The sequence below is a fragment of the Nannocystis pusilla genome (genome assembly GCF_020073745.1).
Classification (GTDB): Bacteria; Myxococcota_A; Polyangia; order Nannocystales; family Nannocystaceae; genus Nannocystis; species Nannocystis radixulma.
This window is the reverse complement of sequence record NZ_JAIRAU010000001.1, coordinates 1,260,908-1,286,264: the sequence shown is the minus strand read 5'-3', so window position 1 is coordinate 1,286,264 and position 25,357 is coordinate 1,260,908. Positions and strand designations below refer to the sequence as shown.

Genomic DNA, 25,357 nt, shown 5'->3' with positions numbered 1-25,357 from the left:
ACACCGGATGCTCCTCCCCTGCCCGTCTTCCGCCTCGCGGTCCGCACGGACGCTCCTACCGGGTTGTGTTCCGCCTCGCGTGCCGCCCAACCTCTGCACTACCGATTTGCCTTCTGCCTCGCGTGCCGCCCGCCCAACCGCCGCACTACCGATTTGCCTTCTGCCTCGCGTGAGGCACGTCGCAGGTACGCTCCTCCTTGTGTCCGCCTCGCGTACGCCCGGCCGACGTCGGGCCCTACCAGCTTGCCTTCAGCCGCGAGAGAGCCGGCCGACCTCGCCACTACCGACTTGCGTTCTGCCTCGCGTACGGGCCCCTGCGAGCGTCGGCACCGAGCCCTACCCGATTGCACGCAGTCGTGAGTGGGCCCCGGCGAATGTCGACACGGAGCGACGCGGACACCGCCGCATCACGGCGTTCGGCGACTTGACGGATCGATGTAAACATGGCCGCCGCTCACCTGGAGTACCTGACCCGGCTGCGCTCGTGGTACTCAGCGAGGGTGAGCACTGCTCTCGGCGTCCTCGTCTCGGCGGCGCTGGCCCTCGGCCCCGCTCCTGCCCGCCTCCCCCAGCGCTTCGAGGATCTCGAGGCGCTCGTCTCCGACCTCGCCGCGCAGAAGAGCTACCAGGCGCTCGCCGACGCGGCGGAGCGAGGCTTCGAGCGCCGGGACCTCGAGCCGTCGCAGCGCCGCTTGATGGCCTTCTTCGCCATCCGCGGCCTCCACGGCGTATACGAGGGCGAGGGCAAGGTGACGAACCTGTGCCGCGCCCGCCGTCTGCTCCGTCGCGTCGAACGAGACCCGGGCCTCGCCGACGACGCCTCGACCGCGGCGCGCCTGGCCAAGGTGACCGCGAAGCTGCTGGCGGCGGGCGGCGGCGAGAAGCAGTGCGCGAAGACCACGCCCCGGCCCGCCCTCGCGTCGCGCTCGCCGGCGAGCTCGACCGAGACCGCCGTCTCGCCGGCGCCCGCGACCGAGAGCTCCGCGGCGACGCCCGAGCCGGCCCCCACGGGCCAGCCGGGCACCGCCGAGCCCGCGGCGGCACCACCGCCGCCCGCGCAGGACGATCTCGTCGCGGTCGGAGGACGACCCGTGGGACATGCTCCAAGCGACATGTCCGAAGAGACCGGCGAGAACGCGCGAGCCGAGGGACCCGCGCGTCCGGTCCGCGACACTTCGCCGGCGGTGCCGTCGCAGCGTGAGGACGACCGCGGTCTGACGGCCCGCGCCCGCGGCGGAATCGCCTCGTTGTCGGTGGCAGCGGCGGCGGGGGCGGCGCTCGGCGTGAGCCTCCACTATCGAGGTCAGGCAGCAGGGCAGATCGCCGGCCTGGCGAGCCTCGCCGAGGCGCGCGGAGAGTCGACCCCCGCGGAGTACGCGGAGGCATACAGCCTCAACCAGAGCCACCAGCGCCTCACCGCGGCCGCCTGGGCCACCGGGTCCGTCGCGCTCGTCGGGCTCGTCACCGGCATCACGCTGCTGGCGGTGAAACAGCGCCGCACGACCACCGCCGCCGCGCCCTGGGCCAGCCCGACCGGCGCCGGCCTCACGCTCCGCGGCCACTTTTAAAAAGAAGAGGAAGAGAACAAAGGAGGACAAGTTCATGACGAACGCTCGCCTCGCCGTCCTTCTCGCCGCCCTCGCGCCGAGCGGCTGCCTCGACGCTCCCGCCTGGAAGGACTTCCCCAAACCGGGCAGCTCCGCCACCGCGGCCGACTCGTCGACCAGCAGCGGCGAGTGGCCCTCGCTCACCACCGGCAGCGGAGGCGGCATCCTGACGACGACGATCGACCCGGACCCGACGAGCACCGACGCCGTCACCGACACCGCCGGCACCACGGGAGCCCTGCTCGATCCGCTCATCGTCGGACACATCTTCGGCCCCGATCCGCTCGCGAGCGGCGGAGCGATCGCGGTGAGCATCGCCACCGAGCACGCCGACGGCGTCCGCATGCAAGTGGACGACGAGGCGCCGCTCGAGCTCACCGCCCTGGGCTCGGGCACCTTCGCCGGCGAGATCGTGATGGTCTCGGGCCTGGCCAATGGGACACATTCGGCGATCTTCACGGCCTGGCGCGCCGAGCTCGAGAGCGAGCCGCTCGTCGTCCCGTTCACGGTCGCGCTACCGGAGCCCGGCACCGAGCTGTTCTGGGAGAGCGCGGGGCTGATCGGCAAGGGCTCGATCGCCGCGCTCGCGGTCACCCCCGCCGGCGACGTGCTGGAATTCGGGACCTACTACCCGGCCAACCAGCCGCGCTGCTACCTGCGCCGGCGCGACCTCGCGGGCGCGTGGAGCGACGACGACCTGGTCGTCCCGCTGCCCGACACGACGTGCGCGGCGATCGACATGAAGGTCGCCCCGACGGGGGAGATCTTCACGCTCGCGAGCCGCACCGACAACAACGACACCCGCTGGACGCTCGGCAAGCTGACGAGCTGGGGCAGCCCGCTCGAGCACATCGGCCAGGGCATCGCGAAGGAGGACGCGTACGCGCTGGCGATCCACCCGGAGATGGTCGCGGTCTGCGGCGCACGCCCGCAGCCGACCCTCGACCTCGACGCGTTCGTGGCGATCTTCCGCCCGAACGCGCCGGGCCTCGTCAAGGCGTTCGACTACGTGGCGACCATGGAGCACGCCATCGACGAGACGGCGCGAGACTGCGTGTTCGTCGGCGACGAGCTCGCGCTCGTCGGCGAAGCCAAGGGACGTCACGACGGCGACATGCAACCTGAGCGCAGCCGCTTGTTCGTGCTCGAGCTCGCGGCCGACGCGCTTCAGCCGACCTGGACCGTGGCACCGGCGGGGCCGGGCACGCAGAGTGGTGCGACCGGCGTGGCCCTGGACGATCAGGGGCGCCTCATCCTCAGTGCCTACACTTGCGGCGACATCTGCGAGGCCGAGGGGGCGCTGCGGATGTTCACCCCGGGCATGGGCTTCGAGTGGCCCGTGTCACTGGGGCTCGGCATCAAACGCCCGCATGCCGTCGCATGGCACCCTGCGGGTTACGCCGTGGTGGTGGGAGCTCGCGAGACCGATCCCCTGTCCACCATCTTCTGGGCTCAGGCGTGGATCCCGGGGAGCAACCAGCCGCTTTGGACGGCCGAGCACAGCGACGCCGTGACGTTGCAGATCGCATACGCCGTCGCCGTTGGTCCCTATGGGCATGTGATCGCCGGCGGCATGGGTGCGCTGGGCTACCCCGCGATCGCCTACATCGGCGGCTAGCTTCAACCGGGGATGAAGGCCGAGCACGCCGTCTCGACCAGGTCGGTCGCCACATCGAACGCGGGTCCGAACGCCGGCACGTTGAGGCTCTCGATGTGGTGGTACGGGAAGTAGTACTTCGTCAACGTGCAGGCCGCATCATAGACGGGACACGTGGCGTCGCAGATCCGGAACATCACCACGGAGTCCGCGTCCCCGTGCTTCGCGTCCAGCAAGGCTTGCGCCCACTCCTTCGGCTTGCCCAGCGAATCCTGATCCGGCGGTCCGATGATCGTCACCATGAGAAGCGCGTCGTCTCGCAAAAAACCCTCGTTGCAAGCCCCAGACTCCGTCATCGCGGAGCTCACCGCAGCCGCCACCGCATCCCCGAGGCGGTTGTACCCCGAGGTGCCGACCTGCGCGAGACAGGTGAAGGTCTCGACCAACTCGGGCTGACCCTTCTCGATGTAGCGGCGCCCGCTCGCCAGCTCGCACGGCTTGTTCGGCGCGTTGAGCCCGGCGTTGAAGATCGTGCCTGCGCCCATATCCCCATCGCACGCGGACGGGGCGTGATCGCATGGATAGTCCATCGTCCCGCACAGGCCCTCCAGTTCCGGACACTGCGCAGTACACGTCGGCCAGCCCCAGTGATTATCCGCGTCCACAACCATGATGTGGTAGTCGAACTCGGCGAACTTCGTCTCGATCGTCTCGACGAAGTCCGGGAACGCAGCGACGAGCTTCGCCTGCCCCTCCGCCATGACCTGGTCGCGCGAGATCACGAACAGGAAGTCGATCTTCCCCTTGCAACCCGCCGGCTGCGGGCTCTCGACGTCCTGCTCCGTGCCGACGTCGAGCACGAGCGTCGTCGAGCCCGCGACGCTCGCGACGCTGTCCTCTCCGCTGCTGCCTGTCGCCGTCGTCGTGCCGGACGAACTCGCGGACGCCGCCGCGTCGCTCGTGCTCCCTGCGTCGGTCGTGCTCGGCAGCGTCGTCGCGATCGACGTCCCGAACGAGGACGACGCAGCCGCTCCCGGACCCTGGCAGGCCGCGAGCATGTACAGGCAAAGAAGTCGAGGCGTCGACATCTCTCGGAGGCTAGCGCGAGGGCGCGGATACGCGCAACCCTGGATACAAAACAGAACCGGGGCTCGCTCGCGCGGCTCGCACGACGGTCGCCTCCCCGCGCTCGCCCCTGTCGGCCAGAGTCTGTCGCCCCGTCGAACGGACGTCCGAACGCGGGCACGTCGAGACTCGCGGCGTGACGGTACGGGAAGTAGCACCTCGCCGAGGTACACACGCGAAACGTGATGACGCTTGATATTCAGTCGTCGACCCCGCATCGGCGACGGGCACATGTCGAGGGGCTGCGAGCGCAGCGCATCACCTGTGAAGCGTCGCCGCACCGTCGCCCGCTGGTATCCTGTCGCCGCCCGCGCATGTTCCTGCGTTGATCCCCACCATCTTCCGCAGAAGCACCCTTAGGCTTCAGCTTGCCGTGCGGTGTGTCCGCCCGGTTCCATTTCGTACAAGGGCGAGATGTCGCTCGGCGTCTCCATCCTCTCCTTCTTACTCCTGGAACCGACTGCCGCCTCCGGCGAAATTCCCGCACCGACACCGCCGTGCGGTGTGGCTCTGTCCCGACTCTTGGACTCAGCGATGAGCCACGGCTATTCCGTCGACATGGACGGTCAGGCGCTCAGCGGCACCAAGGGCACAGCTCGATTCAAGGCCAGATGCACCGACCACCATGTCGCGCTCGAGTTCGCCGAGGCGGCGGGCGGCACCCTGCACATCAACTTCAACCACGAGAACGGGCGGGCAATCTTGGAGCTCGTCGGCAGATACCCCGAGATCGGCACTGTGTCCCGCGTCTCCATCGTCGATGATTTCGGCGCCGAGCCTCTCACGGGGTCCACCCTGTTCGCCGCCGAGACGCCCAGCGAATCGGCCTTCGTGGAGCTCGACTTGTCCGGCGCAGTCGTCGCCGAATCCGGAGATGCACGGCTTCTGAACGCCGAGTTTGAGCCCGTTCTCTCCACGTCTACAGGCTGGTCTGACGCCCATGTCTTGATGTTCGCGCTCGCCGGCACGACTGGCGGCACCGAGGCCCAATCGATGGCCAAGCTCATGCTTACGGCCGTGGTGCCAGATCCGCGCGGCACCAAGAGCATCCTCGCGATGGGGGCAGCTTGCGGAACCTCTGCCGTGACGTGCACGCTCGCAGCGACCTGGTTTCCAACGCTTGCGCCCCCGTGCGTCAAAGAAAGCGTCATTTGCGGCGACATGATCGTCACCGCAGTCGGCTGCGCGGTGTTCTCCTGCGAGGACTAGTCGTGCCCGAGCGCCCCGCAAATCATCATCTGTCTCGCAGACAGCCCCTTGGCTTTCTGCCGACGTGGAGGTTCTGGAACGACTGGGAACGGCAACGCCTCGTCATGCCGCTCCTCCTGGCGGTCTCCGTGCCCGAGTCACTGCTGGTTATATTTCTCTGCATGTGGCTGGACGTCCCGTGGCTCTTGCCTCTATATGGCCTCCTGTCCGCACAATTGTTCTGTGGACTCGTCGAGCGACGAGTGCGCCGGGAGCTCCTTCGCGGAGGGGCGCGGCCGCTGCCATCATCCGAGGCACTCCGGCCCCATGACTGGATCTGGCTCGCCTGCATTGGAATCGTCAGCAGCCTGCTGCTGATATGGATAGCGGTGGCCTGGAGTCCAGTACCGGCGCTTTGCGGCACGCTGGCCCTGACCGCGCTCCTTACCGGCGCTGGGGTGACTTCGAGCCGTGCGCGCTTGGGAATGCGGTCGGCGAATCCGGCACTCCCGGACCGGCGGTGAAGGCTGGCGGCGGCCTGCTCGGCATGGTCGTGATCGTCGGCGCGTGCCTATTCGCGTCCTGCTTCGCCTCGTGCCCTCCTCCGGACCGACAAGTGACCGGTTGCGACAGCGGTGGCCGCCGTGTAAACCGGTCGTGTGTCCAAGCGCAACGCGCTCGTGCTCGCCGTCATCGCGGCAAACGTCGCGTGGATGCTCGCGTTCCGACACGCCGGTTTCGTACCTCGCGATGCCCCCGTGCTTCGCGGGGTGCTGTAGCCGCCCCCGGCATGTCGACCGCCATTCATTCCGTCAAAGTCACCGCGCTCAAGGGCGCCGAGATCAAGCTGACCGTGCGCTCGCTCGAGGGCAACCACGTCTCGTTCTGCCCGATCCTCGCCCTGCGCTGCCCGTCGTGCCCTTCGGAGCATGTCCTGCACAACACATCCAGGTAGCGGTCAGCGATGTCGCTACACGCTACCCGCCGCAGGCGCGGACATCCCACATTCTGCGCAGCTTCTCATCTCCGGCTCCTACGATTGTAACGTCGACCACACCGTCACCACGTGAACTTTGACGGACGGCCCGGATCACCGGCCGCCGCGCCGCGATCGGTTTACGAATACCGATGCGGCAGGATCCGCGTCCCTGGCGGCCGACAGCCACGAATCGTGGCGAGAGACTCTCGGTGATCGTCAGCGCGGGCCCTGTCCTACCTTTCCCCTCCCCGGTCGGCCATCTATCGCGCGCGACCGGCTCTATCAGGAGAACATCATGTCGAGCCGACGAAACGACCGCTATTGCCGTATCGGCCTGCTACTCGCGCAATTTGCCGTGATCGCCTGCGAGCCCGCCGACGCCGACGTCGCATATGACACGACCGGCGGCGACATGGAAGAACTCGTCGTGTTCGCGGAGCCCGGGGCCGCGGACGAGGACTCCTCGCAGCCGTGTATCACCCCCGAGGAATATGCGGTCTTGTTCGCCGACGTGGCGCGCAACACAGCCGCGCTCGGTCTGGACGATATGTCCTCCGGCGCGCGCCCGCGGCAGGCGGCGGTCCGGTTCGAGTGGCCGCTGCGGCAGGCGGGCGGCGCGGATCCGGGGTACCACGCGATCTCGAACTACGTCGATCACGCCGGTCCTGGTGAGGTCCTCGATCTGGCCTGTGGCAAGCGCAGCTACGACGGGCACCACGGTATCGACATCAGCTCGTGGCCGTTCCCGTGGCTCAAGGTGGAGACCTCGGAGATCGAGGTCCTCGCCGCGGCGCCGGGGACGATCGTCAGCCGCGCGGACGGGAACTTCGACCGGCGGTGCTCGTGGATCTCGGGCGCGAAGGCGAACTTCGTGGCGCTCAGGCACGTCGACGGCTCGACCTCGTACTATTATCATATGAAGTCGGGCTCGGTGACGAGCAAGCGGGTCGGCGACCCCGTCGCCGCCGGGGAGCGCCTCGGAGTCGTCGCCAGCTCGGGCGTGTCGACCGGCCCGCACCTGCACTTCGAGGTCCGCGACGCCGCCAACAACGTCATCGATCCCTTCGTCGGCGCCTGCAATCCCACGATCACCGAGAGCCGCTGGGTGTCGCCCCGCCCCTACTACGATCCGGCGATCGTCAAGCTGACGACGGGCTCCGCTGCCCCCGAGATGCCGGCCTGTCCGGAGCTCGAGGAGCCTCATCTCAAGCATCAGTTCTGCCGCGGCGACCTCGCCGTCTTCACCGCATTCTTCCGCGACCTCCTGCCGGACACCCCCGCCACGATGGTCGTACGCCGGCCCGACACGACCGTCGCGCTCCAGTGGCAACTGAACGTGTCTCGCCACCTGGCGAAGGGTTATTACTGGAAATCCTGGCAGCTGCCGGCGGACGCGCCCGCCGGGACCTGGTCCTTCGAGGCGACCTACGCCGGACAGAGCTTCACGCAGAGCTTCACCATCGCCAAGAAGGGCAAGGCCTGCGCCGCGAAGCAGTAGCGAGAGCTCGACGCCATCCAATCGCACCGCTCGGCCTCTGCGGAGCGCCTGCCCGATCCGGTCGAGGCCGCTCGCCGTCATGCGTGCTGCGCACAATCCGCTCTCGCTCTCGGCGCGGCCCGCGAAGCGAGCAAAGGCCGCGCCCGCCGGTTTGCGTGCGCTCGGCGCCCCGGGCCCTGCTTTCACCGCACGTTCCACGCCTCTGCTCGCCTTCCCGGCCGGCTCGCGCATACCTCCATCATCCCGACACCCCCGACGAAAGGCCCGCGGATGAGCCCGATAGGCATGAAAACGGTGATCGCCCTGTTCGACACGGCGGCCGACGCCAAGTATGCGCACGACGCCCTCCTCCTCCGCAAGTACGACCGCAGCGACATCAGCGTGGTCGCCAACGACCTCGCCACCTTGCACGAGGCGCCGCCGCACGCCGGCCAGATCGCCGCCGGGGCGCTGAGCGCGATCCTCGGCTCCGTCGCCTTCTCGGTCCCCTACGCCGGCCCTGTGCTCGCAGCCGGGCCGCTGCTCGGCGCGCTCGGCAGCGTCGGCTCGGAGGAGATCGATCAGCCCGACTGGCTGGCGAAGGCGCTGGTGAAGATCGGGGTCCCCGAGCCCGAGGCGCGCAAGTACTCCGACGCGTTCAACCAGGGCGGCGCGGTCGTCACGGTGCGCACGCGAGAGATCGACGCCGACAACGTCGCCCGCCTGCTCGCAGCCTGCGGCGCCGTCGACGTCGACGAGCGCCTGCGACCCGAGTCGCGCCAGCGCCCCACGGGCTGAGCCTCGCGGCGGTTGCCCCGCCCGCTCCTCGGCCGGAGTGACGTGGGCCATGCGATTCGCGCTCGTCGGCCGCGCAGAAGGCGAGCGGAACCGACAGCCGCGCACGAATCACCGCCGTCGCTTGCAGCGCCACGATTCACCGGCATAGCAGGACCACTGCTCGCAATCGAGCGTGATCCCCGCGCGCCCGGAGAATCGTGGCACAGCTCTTTCGCCCATCCGCCGATCGCCGCGTACGCCTGGTCCTGTGGGGCCTGCCGGTCGGCCTCTCGCTGGTCGGCGGCGTCGGCTACGCCCTGTCGCGCTCCGGGTGGAGCACCGGCGCCGGACGGGCCGTCGAGCAGCCGGTCCCGTTCAGCCACGAGCACCACGTCGGCGGCGTCGGCCTCGACTGCCGCTATTGCCACGAGACCGCCGAGCGGGCCGCGTTCGCCGGCGTCCCGGCGACCGAGACCTGCATGCATTGCCACGCCCACCTGTTCCCCGACAGCGACCTGCTCGCGCCGGTGCGCGACAGTTGGTCGACCGACCGACCGATCCGCTGGCAGCGCGTGCACGACCTGCCCGACTTCGTGTTCTTCGACCACAGTATTCACATCCACGCCGGCGTCGGCTGCGAGACCTGCCACGGCCGCGTCGACCGCATGCCGCGGATCCGCCAGTTCGCCGACCTGTCGATGAAGTGGTGCCTCGAGTGTCACCGCGACCCGACGCCGCACCTGCGCCCGCCCGACGCGGTGTTCGTCATGGGCTGGCGGCCCGACCCCGACGCCGCGCCCGTATCCCACGACGTCGACGCCCGCACCAGCTGCTCGGAGTGTCATCGATGAGCGCCGACCACGACCCCGGCCGCCGCGCCTTCTTGCAGCGCTCCCTCGCCGGCCTCGCCGCCGCCGGCCTCGGCGGCTGCCTGCAACGCGACCCGCCGGAGCGGATCGTCCCCTACGCGCGCCAGCCCGAGTACATCGTCCCCGGCGTCCCGCTGTTCTTCGCCTCCGCCTTCACCCTCGACGCCCACGCCTACGGGATCCTCGTCGAGACCCACGAGGGCCGCCCGACCAAGATCGAGGGCCAGCCCGAGCACCGCGCCAGCCTCGGCGCCACATGTCCCTTCGGCCAGGCGATGGTGCGCGAGCTGTACGACCCGCGCCGCTCGACCGGGGTGCGCCACGGCGGCGCGCCGAGCAGCTGGCCGGCGTTCCTGCGCGCGGCCCGAGCCCAGCTCGCCTCCGGCCGGCGCGTCGCCGTGCTGACGCCGCCGACCAGCTCGCGCATGCTGCAGCTCGGCGCGACGCGGCTGGCCGCGCGCTGCCCCGGCCTGCGCTGGTACACGTGGAGCTCGCTCGCGCGCGAGCCGGTGCACGCCGGCCTGCACCAATTGTTCGGCGTCCCGCTCGCCTGTCACCTCCGCCTCGACCGCGCGCGCGTGGTGCTGAGCCTCGACGACGACTTCCTGTTCACCGACCCCGGCCGGTTGCGCCACGCTCGCGCGCTCGCGCAGCGCCGCCGCGCCGAGCTCGGGCCCGACGACGCCCTGCGGCTGTACGCGCTCGAGAGCTTCCCAGGCCTCGTCGGCGCAGCCGCCGACCACCGCCAGGCCGCGCGCGTCGTCGACATCTCCGCGCGCGCGCGGGACCTGCTGCGCGGCCTCCTCGGCGATCACGTCGACGACCCGTGGCTCGCCGCCGCGATCGCCGACCTCAAGACCGCCGGGCCCGACGCCCTCGTCACCGCCGGCCCGCACCAGCCCGCGCAGGTCCACGCGATGGTGCACGCCGCCAACCATTTGCTCGGCGCCGCCGGCCGGACCGTCGTCTACACCGCGCGGCTCGAGCGGCAGCCGAGCGGCCCCGAGCACTCGCTCGCCGCCCTGGTCGACGCGATCGCCCGCCGCGAGCTCGACGCGGTGTTCGTCCTCGACTGCAACCCCGTTTACGACGCCCCTGCCGACCTCGACGTCGCCGCCGCGCTCGCCAGCGTCCCGTTCACCGCCCACCTCGGGCTCTACTGCGACGAGACCGGCCAGCGCTGCGCCTGGCACCTGCCGCTGGCGCACGCGCTCGAGGCCTGGGGCGACGCCGCCGCCGACGACGGCGAGGTCACCCTGTCGCAGCCGACGATCCGCCCGCTGTACGACGGCCTGAGCGCGCCCGAGCTGCTGGCCGCGCTCGCCGACGACCCGGCGCAGGGCCGCGACCTGCTCGAAAGGACATGGAGCGACCTGACCCCGGCCGGCGGCGACGTCGCGACCTGGTGGCGCGCCGCGATCCACGACGGCCGCCTGCCCGGGGCCGCCCCCACCGTGAGCCCCGCCGTCGCGCCGGCCGTGCTGGCCACATTGCTCTCGGAGCATGTCCCCGGGGACACCTCCGATGATTCGCTGGTGCTCGCGTTCCGCCCCGACCCGGCCGCCTGGGACGGGCGCTTCGGCCTCGACCCGTGGCTGCAGGAGCTGCCGCGACCGATCACCCGCCTCGTGTGGGGCAACGCCGCCTTCGTCGCCCCCGCGACCGCCGTCGCGCGCGGCCTGGTCCACGGCGAGCTCGCGCGGCTCACCGTCGCCGGCCGCAGCGTCGACGCGCCCGTCTACGTGCTGCCCGGTCACCCCGAGCAGCAGCTCACCGTCCACCTCGGCCACGGCCGCCGCGCCCCCGAGCCCGGCGCCGGCTTCGACGCCTACCGCCTGCGCACCCGCGACGCGCTGTGGGCCGCGCGCGACGTCGAGGTCGAGCCGCTCGGGCGATCGGGGCCGCTCGTCGTCGACCGCCACCGCGGCGGCGAGGACCAGCCCGGCGACGCCTACGCGCGCTGGCTCCCCCGCGGCGAGGTCGCCCAGCTGCCCTCGCCCGAGCTGCGGCCGGTGTCGCTGCACCCGACCCGCGAGTTCGACGAGCACGCGTGGGCGATGACCATCGACCTCAACGCCTGCATCGGCTGCAACGCCTGCGTGATCGCCTGTCAGGCCGAGAACAACATCCCCACCGTCGGCGCCGCCGAGGCCGCGCGCGACCGCATGATGCACTGGATCCGCATCGACACCTACGCCGACGAGCGCGGCGAGGGCCCGCGCTGGCGGTTCCAGCCGGTGCCGTGCATGCAATGCGAGCACGCCCCGTGCGAGGTCGTGTGCCCGACCGGTGCGACCCAGCACAGCCACGACGGCCTCAACGACATGACCTACAACCGCTGCTTCGGCACGCGCTACTGCTCGAACAATTGCCCGTACAAGGTCCGGCGCTTCAACTTCTTCGACTACGTCGCCGGCGACGCCGTCACCCTCCGCCTGCAGCGCAACCCGGACGTCACCGTGCGCACCCGCGGGGTGATGGAGAAGTGCACCTATTGCGTGCAGCGGATCCGCGGCGCCGAGATCGCCGCGCACCGCGAGGGCCGCAGCATGGGCGCGGTCGTCACCGCCTGCCAGGGCGTGTGCCCGGCCCGCGCGATCGACTTCGGCGACCTCGCCCGCGAGGACGACCCGATCCGCGCCCGGCGCCTCGATCCGCGCGCCTACGCCCTGCTGGCCGAGCTCGGCACCCGTCCGCGCACCAGCTACCTCGCCCGCCTGCACCACCCCAACACCGCCTTGCGCGGCCGCTCGCACGCAGAGGAGGACTGACGTGCCGTACCCGACCGACGAGACGCGCTGGATCGACGGCGATCACGACATCGCCTCGATCAATGACGCGATCGCCGACACCGTGCAATCGCCGCAGCACCGGCGCGCCTGGCTGCGCGCCCTCGCGGTCGCCGCCGTCGGGCTCGGCGCGCTGGCCGTGGCGGTGTTCGGCGTGTTCTGGTGGTACATCGGGGTCTGGGGCGTCGACGTCCCGGTCATGTGGGGCATCGCCATCACCAACTTCGTGTGGTGGGTGGGGATCGCCCACGCCGGCACGCTGATCAGCGCGATCCTTCTATTGGCCAATCAGGCCTGGCGGCGCTCGATCAACCGCTTCGCCGAGGCCATGACCCTGTTCGCGGTCGCCTGCGCCGCCATGTTCCCGCTGCTGCACCTCGGCCGGCCGGAGTTCTTCTACTGGCTCTTCCCCTATCCCAACACCTACGGCTACTGGCCGCAATTCCTCAGCCCGCTGGCGTGGGACTTCTTCGCCGTCGCCACCTACGGCACCGTCTCGCTGGTGTTCTGGTACATCGGCCTCGTCCCCGACCTGGGGACCATGCGCGACCGCTCGACCGGCCTGCGGGCGCGCGTCTACGGCGTGTTCGCGCTCGGCTGGCGCGGCTCGGCGCGCCACTGGGAGCGCCACCAGACCGCCTATTTGATGCTCGCCGGCCTGGCGACCACCCTCGTCGTCTCGGTGCACACGATCGTCAGCTTCGACTTCGCCGTCGCGCAGCTCCCCGGCTGGCACACGACCGTGTTCCCGCCCTACTTCGTGGCCGGCGCGATCTTCAGCGGCTTCGCCATGGTCCTGACGTTCCTGATCCCGGTGCGCGCCTGGCTCGGCCTCAAGGACTTCGTCACGATCCGCCACCTCGACCACTGCGCCAAGCTCATGCTCACCGCCGGCCTCGTGGTCGCCTACGGCTACCTCGCCGAGCTGTTCTTCGGCTGGTACAGCGGCGACCCGCACGAGCGCTCGCTGATCGCCAGCCACCTCCACGGCCGCTCCGCCCCGCTGTTCTGGACCATCATCGCCCTCAACGTCGTCCTCCCGCAGTCGCTGTGGTGGCGCCGGGCCCGGCGGCACATCGCCTGGCTGTTCGTGCTGTCGATCGCCATCAACCTCGGCATGTGGCTCGAGCGCTGGCTCATCGTCATCAGCTCGCTCGAGCACGGCCTGCTCCCGACCACCGGCGGCGCCTACTTCCCGACCTTCTGGGACTGGCTCACGCTGGCCGGCACGCTCGGCTTCTTCGCCTTCTTCATGCTGCTGTTCATCCGCTACGTCCCCGTGATCGCCATGTCCGAGCTGCGCGAGCTGGTGGCGCACCGGCGCCCGGAGGCCCCGTGAACGGCCTGCGCGGGCTCCTGGCCGAGTTCGCCGCCGGCGACGAGGTCCTGGCCGCCGCCCGCGCCGCGCGCCTCGCCGGCTACGTCGCGCTCGAGGTGTACTCACCCTGCCCGGTGGAGGGCGTCGCCGAGGTGCTGGCGTTCCGCACGCGCCTGCCGCGGGTCACCTTCGTCGCCGGGTTGCTCGGCGGCGCCGCGATCTTCCTGTTTCAGGTGTGGGTCCACGCGATCGAGTGGCACCTGAACATCGGCGGTCGGCGGGCGCTCGCGGCCCCGGCCTTCATCGTCCCGACCTTCGAGATCACGATCCTCAGCGCCGCGCTGCTCACCGCCTTCGCCATGCTGTGGCGAAACGGCCTGCCGCGGCTGCACCACCCGCTGTTCGCCGTGCCCGCGTTCGCGCGCGCCAGCCAGGATCGGTTCTTCCTGTTCATCGGCGCCGGCGATCCGCGGTTCCACGCCGGGCACGTGCGCGCCTTCCTCGAGTCGCTCGCCCCGCTGGAGGTCCACGATGTCCCGCGCTGACGCGATCGCCGTGCTCCTCGTCCTCGCCGCGTGCGAGCAGAAGATGCGCGACCAGCCGCGGCTCGACCCGCTCGAGGAGGCGCCGTTCTTCGCCGACGACATGGAGGCGCGGCGGCTCCCGCCGGGCGTCGTGCCGCGCGGGCAGGCGCGGCTCGATCGCCACCTGTGGGAGGGGCGCGCCGCCGACGACCAGTTCGTCGTCACCTACCCCTTCGCCCTCGACCGGGCCGACCTCGCGCGCGGCCAGCAGCGCTTCGACATTCATTGCACCCCCTGCCACGGCCGGCTCGGCGACGGCGACGGCATCGCCGTGCGGCGCGGCTACCCGGCCCCCCCGGGGTTCACCACCGCCCGGCTGCGCGACGCCTCCCCCGGGTACCTCTTCGACGTCGTCAGCCACGGCCGCGCCACCATGCCCGACTATGATCATATCGACGTGTTCGACCGCTGGCGGATCGTCGCCTGGGTCCAGGTCCTGCAATTGAGCCAGCACGCCCCCGCCGCCGTGCTCAGCGCCGACGACCGCATGCACCTCGTGGAGGCCTGGCGATGAGGTTGATGCTCGGCGCCACCCTCATCCTCACCACCCTCGCCGCGGCGGCCGGGCAGGCCTCGCCCGCGTTCCTGCGCGCGTGGCTGATCGCCTGGCTGCTGTGGCTCGGCGTCGCTCTCGGCGCCTTCAGCTTCCTGTGCCTCGCCCACCTCGTGCGCAGCCGCTGGGGCGTCGTCGTCGGCCCGCTGCTGCGCGCCGCCGCGAGCACGATCCCCCTGCTCGCGCTGCTGTTCCTGCCGATCGCGCTCGGCCTGCATCACCTCTATCCGTGGATGGACACCGCGTGGCTGATGGCCGGGCCCTTGCGCGCGGCCAAGGCGGCCTACCTCGACGCCTCGTTCTTCCTCGCGCGCGCGGTCGTCATCCTCGTCGCGTGGAGCGTGCTCGCGTGGCGGCTCGCGCACGCGCGGCGGCCCCGACCCGGGCTCGCCGCCCTGGCGCTCGTCGTCTACTTCCTCACGATCACGCTCGCCGCCGTCGACTGGGTGCTCTCGCTCGACCCGGACATGAGCACCAGCGCCTTCGGCCTCGCCGTCCTCACCGGTCAGGCCGTCGCCGGCTGGAGCGTCGTCGTCATCGCCGTCGCGCTCGTGCTGGGCCGCGGCTCGCACGCGCCGCTGATCCCGCCGGCGCGCCTGCAGGAGCTCGGCACCCTGCTGTTCGTCGCGTTGATGCTGTGGGGCTACATCGCCTTCACGCAATTCTTGTTGGTGTGGGGCGCCGACCTCCCGCGCGAGGCGCAGTGGTACGTCCGGCGGATCCGCGGCGACTGGGGCGTCGTCGCCTGGGCGCTGGTCGGGCTGCACTTCGCGGTCCCGTTCATCGCCCTGCTGATGCGCCCGATCAAGCGCGACGCCGCCCGGCTCGCCGGCGTCGCGGGCCTGCTGTTGCTGATGCACGCGGTCGAGCTGGTGTGGTTCATCGTGCCGTCGCGCCCGCAGCCGCTCGGCTGGCTCGACGTCGCCGTCCCGCTCGGCGTCGGCGCGTGGTGGGTCCTCGCATTCAGGCGGCTCCTCGCCGCCGGCGGATCACTGGTGGCCCTGCCCGCGGAGGACATCGATCATGTCTGAGCGTCGCTACGAACACGAAGATCTGGCCGACCACCGGCGCGCGCTGGCAGGGGCCGGCGGCGTCGTCGGCGGGCTTATCGCCCTCGGCTTCGTCGTCTCGGCCGTGGCCGGGCGGCTCGTCGGCGGCGCGCCGCCCGAGGGCGTCGAGGGCATGCTCCCGACCGACGAGCTGAACGCCTTGCGAGCGACCGTCGAGGCCGAGTGGGCCGCGCGGGCCGCCGCCTGGGAGTGGGTCGACGAGGCCCACGGCGTCGCGCGGATCCCCGTGTGGCGGGCCGCCGAGCTCGCGCTCGCCCGCGGGCTCCCGACCCGGCGCGACACGCCGCGGCCCGTCACCGCGCGGGGGTTGCGATGATCGCCAAGCCGTTCGACCTGCTGCCCGCGGCCGCCTCGACCACCAGCGGCGCCGTCGACCTCCTCATCATCCTCGTGTTCTCGATCATCGGCGCCGTCAGCCTCGGCGTGCTCGTGGCGATGGTCGTGTTCGCCGTCCGATACCGGCGGCGGCCCGGTCACCTCACCGGCGCCGAGCACTCGTCCGGGGTCATGTGGCGCACCGAGCTGCTGTGGTGCGGGGTCACCATGGTCGTGTTCCTCGGCCTGTTCCTGCTCGGCGCGCTCGGCTTCGGCCGCATCGAACAATTGCCGGACGACGGCGAGCCGCTCGACATCGGCGTCACCGCCAAGCGGTGGATGTGGTCGTTCCAGCACCCGAACGGCCAGCGCGAGCTGTCGCGCCTGCACGTCCCGGCCGGGCGGGTCGTCCGCCTCCACCTCACCAGCGAGGACGTGATCCACAGCTTTTACGTGCCCGCGTTCCGGCTCAAGCAGGACGTCGTGCCCGGCTGGCTGCGCACCGCCTGGTTCCGCGCGACCGCCCCGGGCACCTACGCGCTCGCGTGCGCCGAGTACTGCGGCAGCGAGCACGCGCGCATGCGCGCCGACATCGTCGTGATGGAGGCCCACAACTACGACCGCTGGCTGGCGCAGGGCGACGTCGACGGGCCGCCGCTGGCCGCCGCCGGCCGGCGGTTGTTCGAGCGCCTCGACTGCGGCGCCTGCCACGAATCGCACCTGCGCCGCCGCGCCCCGCCGCTCGAGGGCCTCTACGGCCGCCCCGTGGCCCTGCGCGACGGCAGCAGCGTCATCGCCGACGACGAGTACCTGCGCCGATCGATCCTCCGGCCCGACGCCGACGTCGTCGCCGACTACCAGGGCGACGTCATGCCGAGCTACGCCGGCCTCGTCAGCGACGAGGAGCTGCTGCTGCTCGTCGCCTACATCCGTTCGCTCGCGCACGCCGAGGGGGTGAGCCCATGAGGTCGTGGCTGACCACCACCGATCACAAGCGGATCGCCCTCCTCTACCTGGGGACGATGACGCTCTTCTTCGTCCTCGGCGGCCTCATCGCCACCGTGATCCGCCTCGAGCTGGCGACCGCCGCCTCCGACCTCGTCACCGCCGAGACCTACAACCGCCTGTTCACGCTGCACGGCGTGATCATGGTGTGGTTCTTCCTGATCCCCTCGATCCCCGCCTTCCTCGGCAACTACCTCCTGCCCTTGATGCTCGGCGCGCCCGACCTGGCGTTCCCGCGGCTCAACCTCGCCAGCTGGTACGTGTTCGTCGCCGGCGGCGTGCTCACCCTGAGCGCCATGATCGCCGGCGGCATCGACACCGGCTGGACCTTCTACACCCCGTATTCGACCACCTTCAGCGACTCGCACGTGGTGCTCGCGGTGCTCGGGGTGTTCCTCGCCGGCGTCTCGTCGGTGTTCACCGGCCTCAATTTCATCGTCAGCACCCACCGCCTGCGCGCGCCCGGCCAGACGTGGATGCGCCTGCCGCTGTTCGTGTGGTCGCTCTACGCGACCTCGTTGATCCTCGTGCTCGCGACCCCCGTGCTGGCGATGCTGCTCCTGCTGATCGCCGTCGAGCGCGGGCTGCAGATCGGCATCTTCGACCCCGGGGTCGGCGGCAGCCCGCTGCTGTTCCAGCACTTCTTCTGGTTCTACTCGCACCCCGCCGTCTACATCATGATCTTGCCGGGCATGGGCGTGGTCAGCGAGCTCATCCCCTGCTTCTCGCGCAGCCGCCCGTTCGGCTACGGGTTCATCGCCGCCTCGAGCCTGGCGATCGCCGTGTTCGGCTTCCTCGTGTGGGGCCACCACATGTTCGTCGCCGGCCAGTCGTACTTCGCCAGCGTGGTGTTCTCGTTCCTGTCGTTCGCGGTGGCCGTGCCGAGCGGGGTCAAGGTGTTCAGCTGGCTGGGCACGATGCGGCGCGGCGCGATCTGGCTGACCACGCCGATGATCTACGCGCTCGGCTTCGTCGGCCTGTTCACCATCGGCGGCGGCACCGGCCTCGCGCTGGCGATGCTCGCCGTCGACGTCCACCTCCACGACACCTACTTCGTCGTCGCCCACTTCCACACGATCATGGTCGGCGGCATGCTCATGGCCTACCTCGGCGGCCTGCACTTCTGGTGGCCCAAGATCAGCGGGCGCATGTACTCCGAGCGGTGGGGCCGGATCGCCGCCTACCTGCTGTTCGTCGGCTTCTTGCTGACCTTCCTGCCCCAGTTCGTGCTCGGCACCCAGGGCCTGCCGCGGCGCACCGCCTCGTATCCCGAGGAGTATCAGTTCCTCCAGAGCCTCTCCTCCGCCGGCGCGACGATCCTCGCGCTCGGCTACGTCCTGCCCGGCGTCTATCTCCTGCTCTCGCTGGTGCGCGGCCGGCCCGCCGGCGACAACCCGTGGGGCGCGACCGGGCTCGAGTGGCACACGACCTCGCCGCCGCCGCCGCACAACTTCGCCGTCCCGCCGCTCGTCCTCGTCGACCCCTACGATTACCCGCGCGCCCCCCAGCCCACGGCGGAGGCCCTCGATGCCTGACGACGTGCGCGAGCCGTTCGCCGATTCACAGCACCAGCGCGACGCCGTCGCGCTCGGGATGTGGGCGTTCCTCGGCCAGGAGGTGCTGTTCTTCGGCGTGCTGTTCGTGTTCTACACCAGCCTGCGCGTGCGTCACCCCGAGCTGTTCGCCGCCTACGGGCCGCGCCTCGACTGGCGCCTCGCCACGATCATGACGGCCACGCTGCTGGTCAGCAGCTTCACCATGGCGCTCGCGGTCCGCTTCGCCTTCACCCGCGCGCGCCGGGCCTTGCTCGTCGCGCTCGCGGCGACCATGGCGCTCGGGGCGGCGTTCCTGGCGATGAAGCTGTGGGAGTACGCGCACCACTTCGCGCGCGGCGAGACCCCGTTCGTCGACCTCGCCGGCAACGGCCCCGGCCCCGGCCCGCACAGCTTCTTCGGCCTCTACTTCGTGCTGACCGGCTTCCACGCCCTGCACGTGCTCGGCGGCCTGGTCGTGCTCGCGTCGCTGTGGCTGGTCGCCTGGCGCACGCCGGCCGCCCGCCTGCGCGCCACGCCGACCATGGCCGTCGGCCTCTACTGGCACTTCGTCGACATCGTGTGGCTGTTCCTGTTCCCGGCCCTGTACCTCGCGGCGAGGCTGACATGAATCACGACGAACACGACGTCCCCGCGCCGAAGCTCGGCACCGCGACGCTGGTGCTGCTCGCGCTGCTGCTGCTCACCGCGACCACCGTCGCGCTCGCCTTCGTCGCCCTCGCGCCGGCGCTGCACGTCGCGGCGGCGATGACGATCGCCGCCGTCAAGGCGCTGCTGGTCGCGGCGTTCTTCATGCACCTCGCGCGCGAGGCCGCCGCGACCCGCGTCGTCGCGCTCGTGTCGGTCATCCTGCTGGCGATCCTCATGCTGCTCGTGGTCGTCGACATCACCCACCTCGGCGGCGGCTGACGCCGCGCGAGCCGGCCTCACGAGCACCCCGCAGCGGGCCGTCCGGCGCGAGCAAACGACACCGCGCATACGCCCGGCATCGCTCGAGATCGACGGCGAGTCGCGGCGGCGCATATGTGCAGCGGTCGGGCGACTCTCACCGGCTGAGCCAGGTGCGGGCGGGCGAGCCCGAGCTCGCGTCTCCGGCTCCGCGGCGCGAGGGCGCTTCCGGGTGCACGCGACGCGCGCCTGCGCTAACGTCACGCCGTGCCCCTGGCCCACGCTTCTTCTCTCCAGGCGACGACCCTCGCGCTGGCCGGCGCTGCGGCGGCCCTGCTCCCGGACGACGCCGAGGCGTGCACGCCGGACGAGTGCGCCGGCGTCGACGTCTGGCGCGAGCTCGCGCCGCTCAACGCCGCGGCGATCCCCACCGACGGGGTGCTCGTGCTGTACGGCCTGAGGTACAGCGTCGTGTTGGATTCGGAGGCGGACTGGCTCGACGCCATCACCGTCACCGTCACACGCGACGGCCAGCCGATCGCCGGCGGCGTCGAGGCGCCGGGGATCCGCGGCGTCCTGCTCTGGCGCCCGGCCGCGCCGCTCGAGCCCGGCGAATACGCGGTGGTGGGCAGCCTCGACAACCCCGAACCGTGCGGCACCCACCTGGCGCTCGACTTCGAGTTCTCCGTCGCGGCCGAGCCCTCGGAGCCGCTGTCCCCGCCCAAGGTCGACACCTCCGCGGTGCTGAGCGTCCGCGGCACCACGACCTTTGAGGACCTGGTGTGCTGCGACGGGGCGATGCCGTTCACCGCCGTGTTCGACTGCCCGTCGCAGGAGCGCATCGAGTGGAGCGAGGGCTTCTGCGCGTCGCGCCAGGGCTTCGGGGTGCTGCGCGTCGACGTGTCGATCACCACCGACCTGCCGCCGGCCACCGACGCGCTGGTCGTGCGCGAGATGCTGGTCGACGGCGAGCCGCAGGGCGGCGACTTCCTCGACCTGCAGTCGGTCGGCGAAGCCAAGCCGTTCTGCACCGCGGTGCGGCTGACCAACCTCGCCACCGGCGAGGTCGTGGAGACCGAGGAGACCTGCCACGGCGACGACCCCGAGACCGCCGCCCAGCTCGGCATTCACGCGGTCGATCCCGGCGAAGCGCTGGCGATGCAGTGCTCGGAGAGCGCCTACACCTGCGAGCGCCACGAGGACGGCGATCGCTGGGACCCCGCAAATTGCTCGCCGTGGCCCGCCGACGCGGCGACGGGCGGCGAGCCGACCGAGGGGTCGTCGTCCGACGGGCCCGGCGGCGAGAGCAGCGACAGCGCCGCGTCGGGCGGCGCCGACGAGCCGTTCGGCCACGGCTGCGCGTGCGACGACCGCCCGTCTTCAGGCCCGCCCGGGGCGCTCGTGCTGCTCGGGCTCGGGCTGCTGCGCCGGCGCCGACGGATTACTCGGTGACGACGAGCACGTAATCGGTGGTGGTGGGCACCGTCCCGCAATCGGGGTTGTCCAGCGCCGGCCGGGCCCACAGCGTGAACGCGAACATCCCCGCCGCCGTCGGCGTGCCGGCGAGGACGCCCGTCTCCGCCGTGAACTCGACCCCCGGCGGCAGCTCGCCGAAGCTCAGCTCCCACAACGTGTTGCCCTCGAGCCCCGGCACCGTGAAGCTCACCTCCAGGGGAGTGTCGATCGCCACCGACTCGAGCGATTCGGGCATGATCGGCGGCAAGAAATTCTCGCAGCCCACGGCGGTCGTCGGCGGCGCCGTCGTGTCGCCGTCGTCCGTGGTCTCGCCGGCGGTCGCCTCGGTGTCCCCGCCCGTGTCCGTGGCGGTGCCCTCGGTGCTGTCCCCGTCCGTGGCCCCGGTCGGGTCGCTCGCGCCGCCGGTCGTCGTGTCCTGCGTGTCGGTGTCCGTGGTCTTGCCCTCGCCGTCCCCGCAGGCGACCAGAGTCAGGCTCAACATCCAGGCGCGCGCAATCCGTGAAGAAATTAGATTCATGCGCGGGCGTCTACCACGAGCTCGCGACAGCGTCGAGCGCCCCGCAGGCGGTGCACAGCGAACACTTTCCGCGGCTCGTCTTCGAACTCGCGCACGTGATCGCTCCGGTCGTGCCATCGGTGACCTCTTCACCCGCAGTCAGCGGCCTCCCGGTGCTCGACCTCGTCCGTCCATTCCTATCACCGCAACGAGCGCGAACAGGCCGGAACCACGCCGCGAATGACGTGCTGGTCGACGACGGTGAAGCTCGCCGGTCCTCGCTCCATTCGTATCACCGTCGGCCTCGCGGGACCCTGCGCCCGCGCCCCGCGATCGCCGGTCCTCGCCGCCTCAACGCCGCTTCTTCGCCGGCTTGCGCGCCTCACCGTCCGCCCCGAGCAGCGCGCCCGCCAGCATCCCCGCCAGCCACTCCTGATAGCGCTCCGCCGGCCAGCCGCGCACGAGCACCAGCGACCGGAACAGCTCGCGATTGGTCATCGCCCACAGCACGTCGCGCGCCGACTCGACGTCGAGCCCCTCGCGCAGGTGCCCGCCGGCGGCCAGCAATTCCACCAGCCCGCGCTGCGCCTCGCGGCGATCGAGCTCGCCCTCGCGTTCGAGCGCCGCCAGCTCGGGCGCGACCACCCCGACCCCGCGCAGCAGCTCGAGCTCGGCGCGCTCGCCCTCGTACACGGTGCGAGCGATCTTCGCCGCGAACGCCAGCCGCTGCCGCGGGTCCTCGGTCGCCAGCGCGGCCGTCACCGTCGCGTCGTAGACCGGCCCGAAGCGGGCCTGGTGGATCAGCTCCGCCACGATCCCGCGCTTCGAGCCGAACGCCGCGTACACCGTCGGCGCCGCCACCCCGGCCGCGCGGGCGATCGCGTCGATCGTCGTGCCCTCGTAGCCGTGCGTCGCCAGCAGCGTGCGGGCCGCGGCGACGATCTGCTGGCGCGTCGCGTCGGCCTGGCGCCGGCGCGACGGCGAGTGATACGGGCGGGCTTGCGGCTTCGCCATCGTGTCGTCTCTGCGCGGCCGACCTCGGCACGGATTCAATACGCGACCTCGACCAGCCTGCGCACCAGCGCCGGGTCGTCGACGTGCGCGAGCATGTAATCGGCGAGGTCTGCGCGGGAGATCGTCGCGGCCCCCGGCAGCGGCGCGTCGACGGCGAAGCGGACGTGACCCTTGCGACGTCCCTGCGTCAGTCGCGGCGGTCGTACGATCGTCCACTCGAGCGGGCTCTGCCGCAGCCGCTCCTCCATTGCGAGCAGGTCGGCGAATGGGTGGCGCAACAACGGCTTGAGGATGTGACGCACGAACAGACGCATCGGCCACGGCAGCAGCGCGGCGTCGCCGAGCGCGAGCGCGGACACGCAGGCGATCCGGCGCACCCCGCAGCGCTCCATCGCCGCCAGCATGTGGGCGACCGCGTCGCGGCAGATCGTCGTCGGCGCGCGCGTCGACGTCGCCCCGAGAGCCGAGAGCACCGCGTCGTGCCCGGCGATCGCCGCCTCGACGCCGGCCGGGTCGAGCACGTCCGCGCGGCGCACCGTCAGCCGCGGGTGCGTGAGCGCGACCGCCTCGGGCCGCCGCACCGCCGCCGTCACCGTGTGCCCGGCCGCCAGCGCCTGCTCGACCAGCTCGCGTCCCGTCCCGCCCGTCGCCCCGAACACCACCAGCTTCTTCGTCACGACGCACCTCCCCGCTCCAGCGACCCGCGCCGCACACCCGGAAATTTGGACATGCCGGACGATATTCAATATTGTTTGCTAAAGTCAAATGTCCGATTTCGCGCCATTCTTGGAGCGCTTCCGCGCAGCGCGGCTGGCCGGAGGAACCTGTCTTCGCGGACATATCGCACCGTATCAGCGAACTCGACAGTATCCGGCGTCGAATGCGAGCGCTGGCTGATCGGGCGGACGGCCACTAGCATGTGACAGCGGATGGACAGCGGACGACCGGACCACGAGGACTCGCGCGCGCGGCTCGCGGCGATCATCGACAGCTCGCACGACGCGATCGTCAGCAAATCGCTCGACAGCACGATCATGACGTGGAACGCCGCGGCCGAGCGGATCTTCGGCTACACGGCGAGCGAGGCGATCGGCCGCCCGATGACCCTCATCATCCCCGAGGACCGGCTGGCCGAGGAGACGATGGTATTGACCAAGATCCGCGCCGGCGAGGTCGTCGCCCACTTCGAGACGATGCGCCGGCGCAAGGACGGCCAGCTCATCCCGATCTCGCTGACCATCTCGCCGATCAAGGACCTCGACGGCAAGATCATCGGCGCCTCGAAGATCGCCCGCGACATCACCGAGAGCATGCGGGCCGAGCAGGAGCGGGCCCGGCTGCTCCTCGACCTGCAGCGCGCCAACCAGGCCAAGGACGAGTTCCTCGCCATGCTCGGCCACGAGCTGCGCAACCCGCTCGGCGTCCTCACCACCGCCGTGCACGTGCTCGAGCTCGAGCAGGACCCGCAGGAGGCCGCGCGCGTGCGGTCGATCATCGCCGCCCAGACCGAGCACCTGAAGCACCTCGTCGACGACCTGCTCGAGGTCGGCCGCGTCGTCGCCGGCAAGATCCGCCTCGACCTGCAGACCGTCGACCTCGGCGCGATCGTCTGCGCTCAGTTCGACGCGCTGCGGGCCGCCGGCAAGTTCGCCGACCACCACGTCTCGTGCGACGTCGCGTCGTTGCTGGTGCGCGCCGACCCGCAGCGCCTGCAGCAGATCCTCGACAACCTGCTCGGCAACGCCCTCAAGTTCACCCCGCCCGGCGGCACGATCGCCGTCGCCGTGCGCAAGGACGGCGGCGACGCCGTGCTCGAGGTCGCCGACAGCGGCATCGGCATGTCGCCCGAGCTGCTGCGCAGCGTGTTCGACCTGTTCGTCCAGGGCCAGCGCCTCCCCGACCGCGCCGAGGGCGGCCTCGGCCTCGGCCTCACCCTCGTGCGTCAGCTCGTCGAGCTCCACCGCGGTTCGGTCGAGGCCTTCAGCCCCGGGCTCGGTCAGGGCAGCCGCCTGGTCGTGCGCATGCCGCTGTCGACCGCCGACATCGCCGTCGGCTCGCCGCGTCCGACCCCGGCGGCCCGGCTCGCGCCGCAGCGGATCGTCCTCGTCGAGGACAACACCGACGGGCGCGAGATGCTGCGCCAGCTGCTCGAGTTCGTCGGCCACCAGGTCGAGGAGGCCGCCGACGGTCCCACCGGCGTCGAGAAGATCCTCGGCTGGCGCCCCACCGTCGCGCTCGTCGACATCGGCCTGCCCGGCTTCGACGGCTACGAGGTCGCCCGCCGCGTCCGCGCCGCCGAGCACGACGGCCCGCGCCCGCTGCTGATCGCCCTCACCGGCTACGGCCTCGCGGGCGACCGCAAGGCCGCCCGCGCGGCCGGCTTCGACCACCACCTGACCAAGCCCGTCTCGCCGAAGGACCTCGCGCGGGTGTTCCACGAGCACCAGCAGACCCGCGTCGACCCGGGCTGAGCGCCGCCCCGACACGAACGCGGCGCGGATCGCAGCCTGTCCCTTCAGGCATATCAACAATCTTCGCGATCCTGCCCATTTGGACATATCATCCCTCGCGCGGCGGTGCACATGTCTCTTCGGACACCTCGCCCCGCGAGCGATCCGCCGCTCCGGGCGACGCGGCCGCGAGGCGGGCGGGCGACAGCGCGTGACTTCTCGTCGCG

The 25,357-nt window shown here is 71.3% G+C and carries 23 protein-coding genes; 19 read left to right on the top strand and 4 right to left on the bottom strand.

Annotated features, from left to right (window positions below; translation table 11 throughout):
- Positions 1 to 500: 500 nt before the first annotated feature.
- The gene (locus tag K7C98_RS05040; protein ID WP_224190364.1) at positions 501 to 1,568 is read left to right on the top strand and encodes a hypothetical protein; all 1,068 of its coding nucleotides are present in this window, start codon (positions 501 to 503) and stop codon (positions 1,566 to 1,568) included.
- 34 nt (positions 1,569 to 1,602) lie between these two features.
- Positions 1,603 to 3,225 (top strand): hypothetical protein, encoded by a 1,623-nt coding sequence (locus tag K7C98_RS05035; RefSeq protein WP_224190363.1) that lies wholly within the window; start codon positions 1,603 to 1,605, stop codon positions 3,223 to 3,225.
- Between the two features lie 2 nt (positions 3,226 to 3,227).
- Here the strand turns inward: K7C98_RS05035 and K7C98_RS05030 are convergent, their stop codons facing one another.
- Positions 3,228 to 4,064: a hypothetical protein gene (locus K7C98_RS05030; RefSeq protein ID WP_224190362.1), complete on the bottom strand. Its 837-nt coding sequence runs from the start codon at positions 4,062 to 4,064 to the stop codon at positions 3,228 to 3,230.
- 679 nt (positions 4,065 to 4,743) lie between these two features.
- Here K7C98_RS05030 and K7C98_RS05025 point away from each other — a divergent pair.
- The 16 genes from K7C98_RS05025 (at position 4,744) to K7C98_RS04950 (ending at position 21,146) form a co-directional block, all read left to right on the top strand.
- Entirely contained in the window at positions 4,744 to 5,538 is a 795-nt protein-coding gene (locus tag K7C98_RS05025; protein WP_224190361.1) for a hypothetical protein, read from the top strand.
- A 769-nt stretch (positions 5,539 to 6,307) separates the two neighbouring features.
- Positions 6,308 to 6,472, top strand: coding sequence for a hypothetical protein (locus K7C98_RS05020; RefSeq protein WP_224190360.1), 165 nt, complete (start codon positions 6,308 to 6,310; stop codon positions 6,470 to 6,472).
- A 319-nt stretch (positions 6,473 to 6,791) separates the two neighbouring features.
- A complete protein-coding gene (locus K7C98_RS05015) occupies positions 6,792 to 7,994 on the top strand; it encodes a M23 family metallopeptidase (protein ID WP_224190359.1) in 1,203 nt (400 codons plus the stop codon).
- Positions 7,995 to 8,279: 285 nt separating this feature from the next.
- Positions 8,280 to 8,771 (top strand): hypothetical protein, encoded by a 492-nt coding sequence (locus K7C98_RS05010; RefSeq protein ID WP_224190358.1) that lies wholly within the window; start codon positions 8,280 to 8,282, stop codon positions 8,769 to 8,771.
- Between the two features lie 197 nt (positions 8,772 to 8,968).
- The gene (locus K7C98_RS44620) at positions 8,969 to 9,601 is read left to right on the top strand and encodes a cytochrome c3 family protein (protein WP_224190356.1); all 633 of its coding nucleotides are present in this window, start codon (positions 8,969 to 8,971) and stop codon (positions 9,599 to 9,601) included.
- On the top strand, positions 9,598 to 12,390 hold the full coding sequence (locus K7C98_RS05000) for a 4Fe-4S dicluster domain-containing protein (protein ID WP_224190354.1): 2,793 nt from the start codon (positions 9,598 to 9,600) through the stop codon (positions 12,388 to 12,390). The genes K7C98_RS44620 and K7C98_RS05000 overlap by 4 nt, the downstream gene beginning before the upstream one ends.
- A 1-nt stretch (position 12,391) precedes the next feature.
- Positions 12,392 to 13,747, top strand: a complete 1,356-nt coding sequence (gene nrfD / locus K7C98_RS04995; RefSeq protein WP_224190353.1) for an NrfD/PsrC family molybdoenzyme membrane anchor subunit — start codon at positions 12,392 to 12,394, stop codon at positions 13,745 to 13,747.
- Positions 13,744 to 14,271, top strand: coding sequence for a DUF3341 domain-containing protein (locus K7C98_RS04990; protein ID WP_224190352.1), 528 nt, complete (start codon positions 13,744 to 13,746; stop codon positions 14,269 to 14,271). Before nrfD ends, K7C98_RS04990 begins: the two co-directional genes overlap by 4 nt.
- Positions 14,258 to 14,824, top strand: coding sequence for a c-type cytochrome (locus K7C98_RS04985; protein WP_224190351.1), 567 nt, complete (start codon positions 14,258 to 14,260; stop codon positions 14,822 to 14,824). Before K7C98_RS04990 ends, K7C98_RS04985 begins: the two co-directional genes overlap by 14 nt.
- Entirely contained in the window at positions 14,821 to 15,894 is a 1,074-nt protein-coding gene (locus K7C98_RS04980; protein WP_224190350.1) for a hypothetical protein, read from the top strand. The genes K7C98_RS04985 and K7C98_RS04980 overlap by 4 nt, the downstream gene beginning before the upstream one ends.
- A complete protein-coding gene (locus K7C98_RS04975; RefSeq protein WP_224190349.1) occupies positions 15,887 to 16,249 on the top strand; it encodes a hypothetical protein in 363 nt (120 codons plus the stop codon). Before K7C98_RS04980 ends, K7C98_RS04975 begins: the two co-directional genes overlap by 8 nt.
- Positions 16,246 to 17,214 (top strand): cytochrome c oxidase subunit II, encoded by a 969-nt coding sequence (gene coxB / locus K7C98_RS04970; RefSeq protein WP_224190348.1) that lies wholly within the window; start codon positions 16,246 to 16,248, stop codon positions 17,212 to 17,214. The genes K7C98_RS04975 and coxB overlap by 4 nt, the downstream gene beginning before the upstream one ends.
- Positions 17,211 to 18,788 carry a cytochrome c oxidase subunit I gene (locus K7C98_RS04965; protein ID WP_224190347.1) on the top strand — a complete coding sequence of 526 codons (1,578 nt, stop codon included), beginning with the start codon at positions 17,211 to 17,213 and terminating at the stop codon, positions 18,786 to 18,788. The genes coxB and K7C98_RS04965 overlap by 4 nt, the downstream gene beginning before the upstream one ends.
- Positions 18,781 to 19,416, top strand: a complete 636-nt coding sequence (locus K7C98_RS04960) for a cytochrome c oxidase subunit 3 (RefSeq protein WP_224190346.1) — start codon at positions 18,781 to 18,783, stop codon at positions 19,414 to 19,416. Before K7C98_RS04965 ends, K7C98_RS04960 begins: the two co-directional genes overlap by 8 nt.
- Complete coding sequence (locus K7C98_RS04955) at positions 19,413 to 19,715, top strand: cytochrome C oxidase subunit IV family protein (RefSeq protein ID WP_224190345.1); 303 nt, start codon at positions 19,413 to 19,415, stop codon at positions 19,713 to 19,715. The genes K7C98_RS04960 and K7C98_RS04955 overlap by 4 nt, the downstream gene beginning before the upstream one ends.
- 246 nt (positions 19,716 to 19,961) lie before the next feature.
- Positions 19,962 to 21,146, top strand: coding sequence for a hypothetical protein (locus K7C98_RS04950; protein ID WP_224190344.1), 1,185 nt, complete (start codon positions 19,962 to 19,964; stop codon positions 21,144 to 21,146).
- On the opposite strand, the gene K7C98_RS04945 is transcribed toward K7C98_RS04950, so the two are convergent.
- From K7C98_RS04945 to K7C98_RS04935, 3 genes are all read right to left on the bottom strand, one after another.
- Complete coding sequence (locus K7C98_RS04945) at positions 21,136 to 21,651, bottom strand: hypothetical protein (protein WP_224190343.1); 516 nt, start codon at positions 21,649 to 21,651, stop codon at positions 21,136 to 21,138. The two genes, K7C98_RS04950 and K7C98_RS04945, sit on opposite strands and share 11 nt — an antisense overlap.
- A 366-nt stretch (positions 21,652 to 22,017) precedes the next feature.
- A complete protein-coding gene (locus K7C98_RS04940) occupies positions 22,018 to 22,680 on the bottom strand; it encodes a TetR/AcrR family transcriptional regulator (protein WP_224190342.1) in 663 nt (220 codons plus the stop codon).
- Positions 22,681 to 22,715: 35 nt separating this feature from the next.
- On the bottom strand, positions 22,716 to 23,357 hold the full coding sequence (locus tag K7C98_RS04935) for an NAD(P)-dependent oxidoreductase (RefSeq protein WP_224190341.1): 642 nt from the start codon (positions 23,355 to 23,357) through the stop codon (positions 22,716 to 22,718).
- A 252-nt stretch (positions 23,358 to 23,609) separates the two neighbouring features.
- Between K7C98_RS04935 and K7C98_RS04930 the strand changes: the two genes are divergently transcribed.
- Positions 23,610 to 25,151, top strand: a complete 1,542-nt coding sequence (locus tag K7C98_RS04930) for a PAS domain-containing hybrid sensor histidine kinase/response regulator (protein ID WP_224190340.1) — start codon at positions 23,610 to 23,612, stop codon at positions 25,149 to 25,151.
- Positions 25,152 to 25,357: the final 206 nt, after the last annotated feature.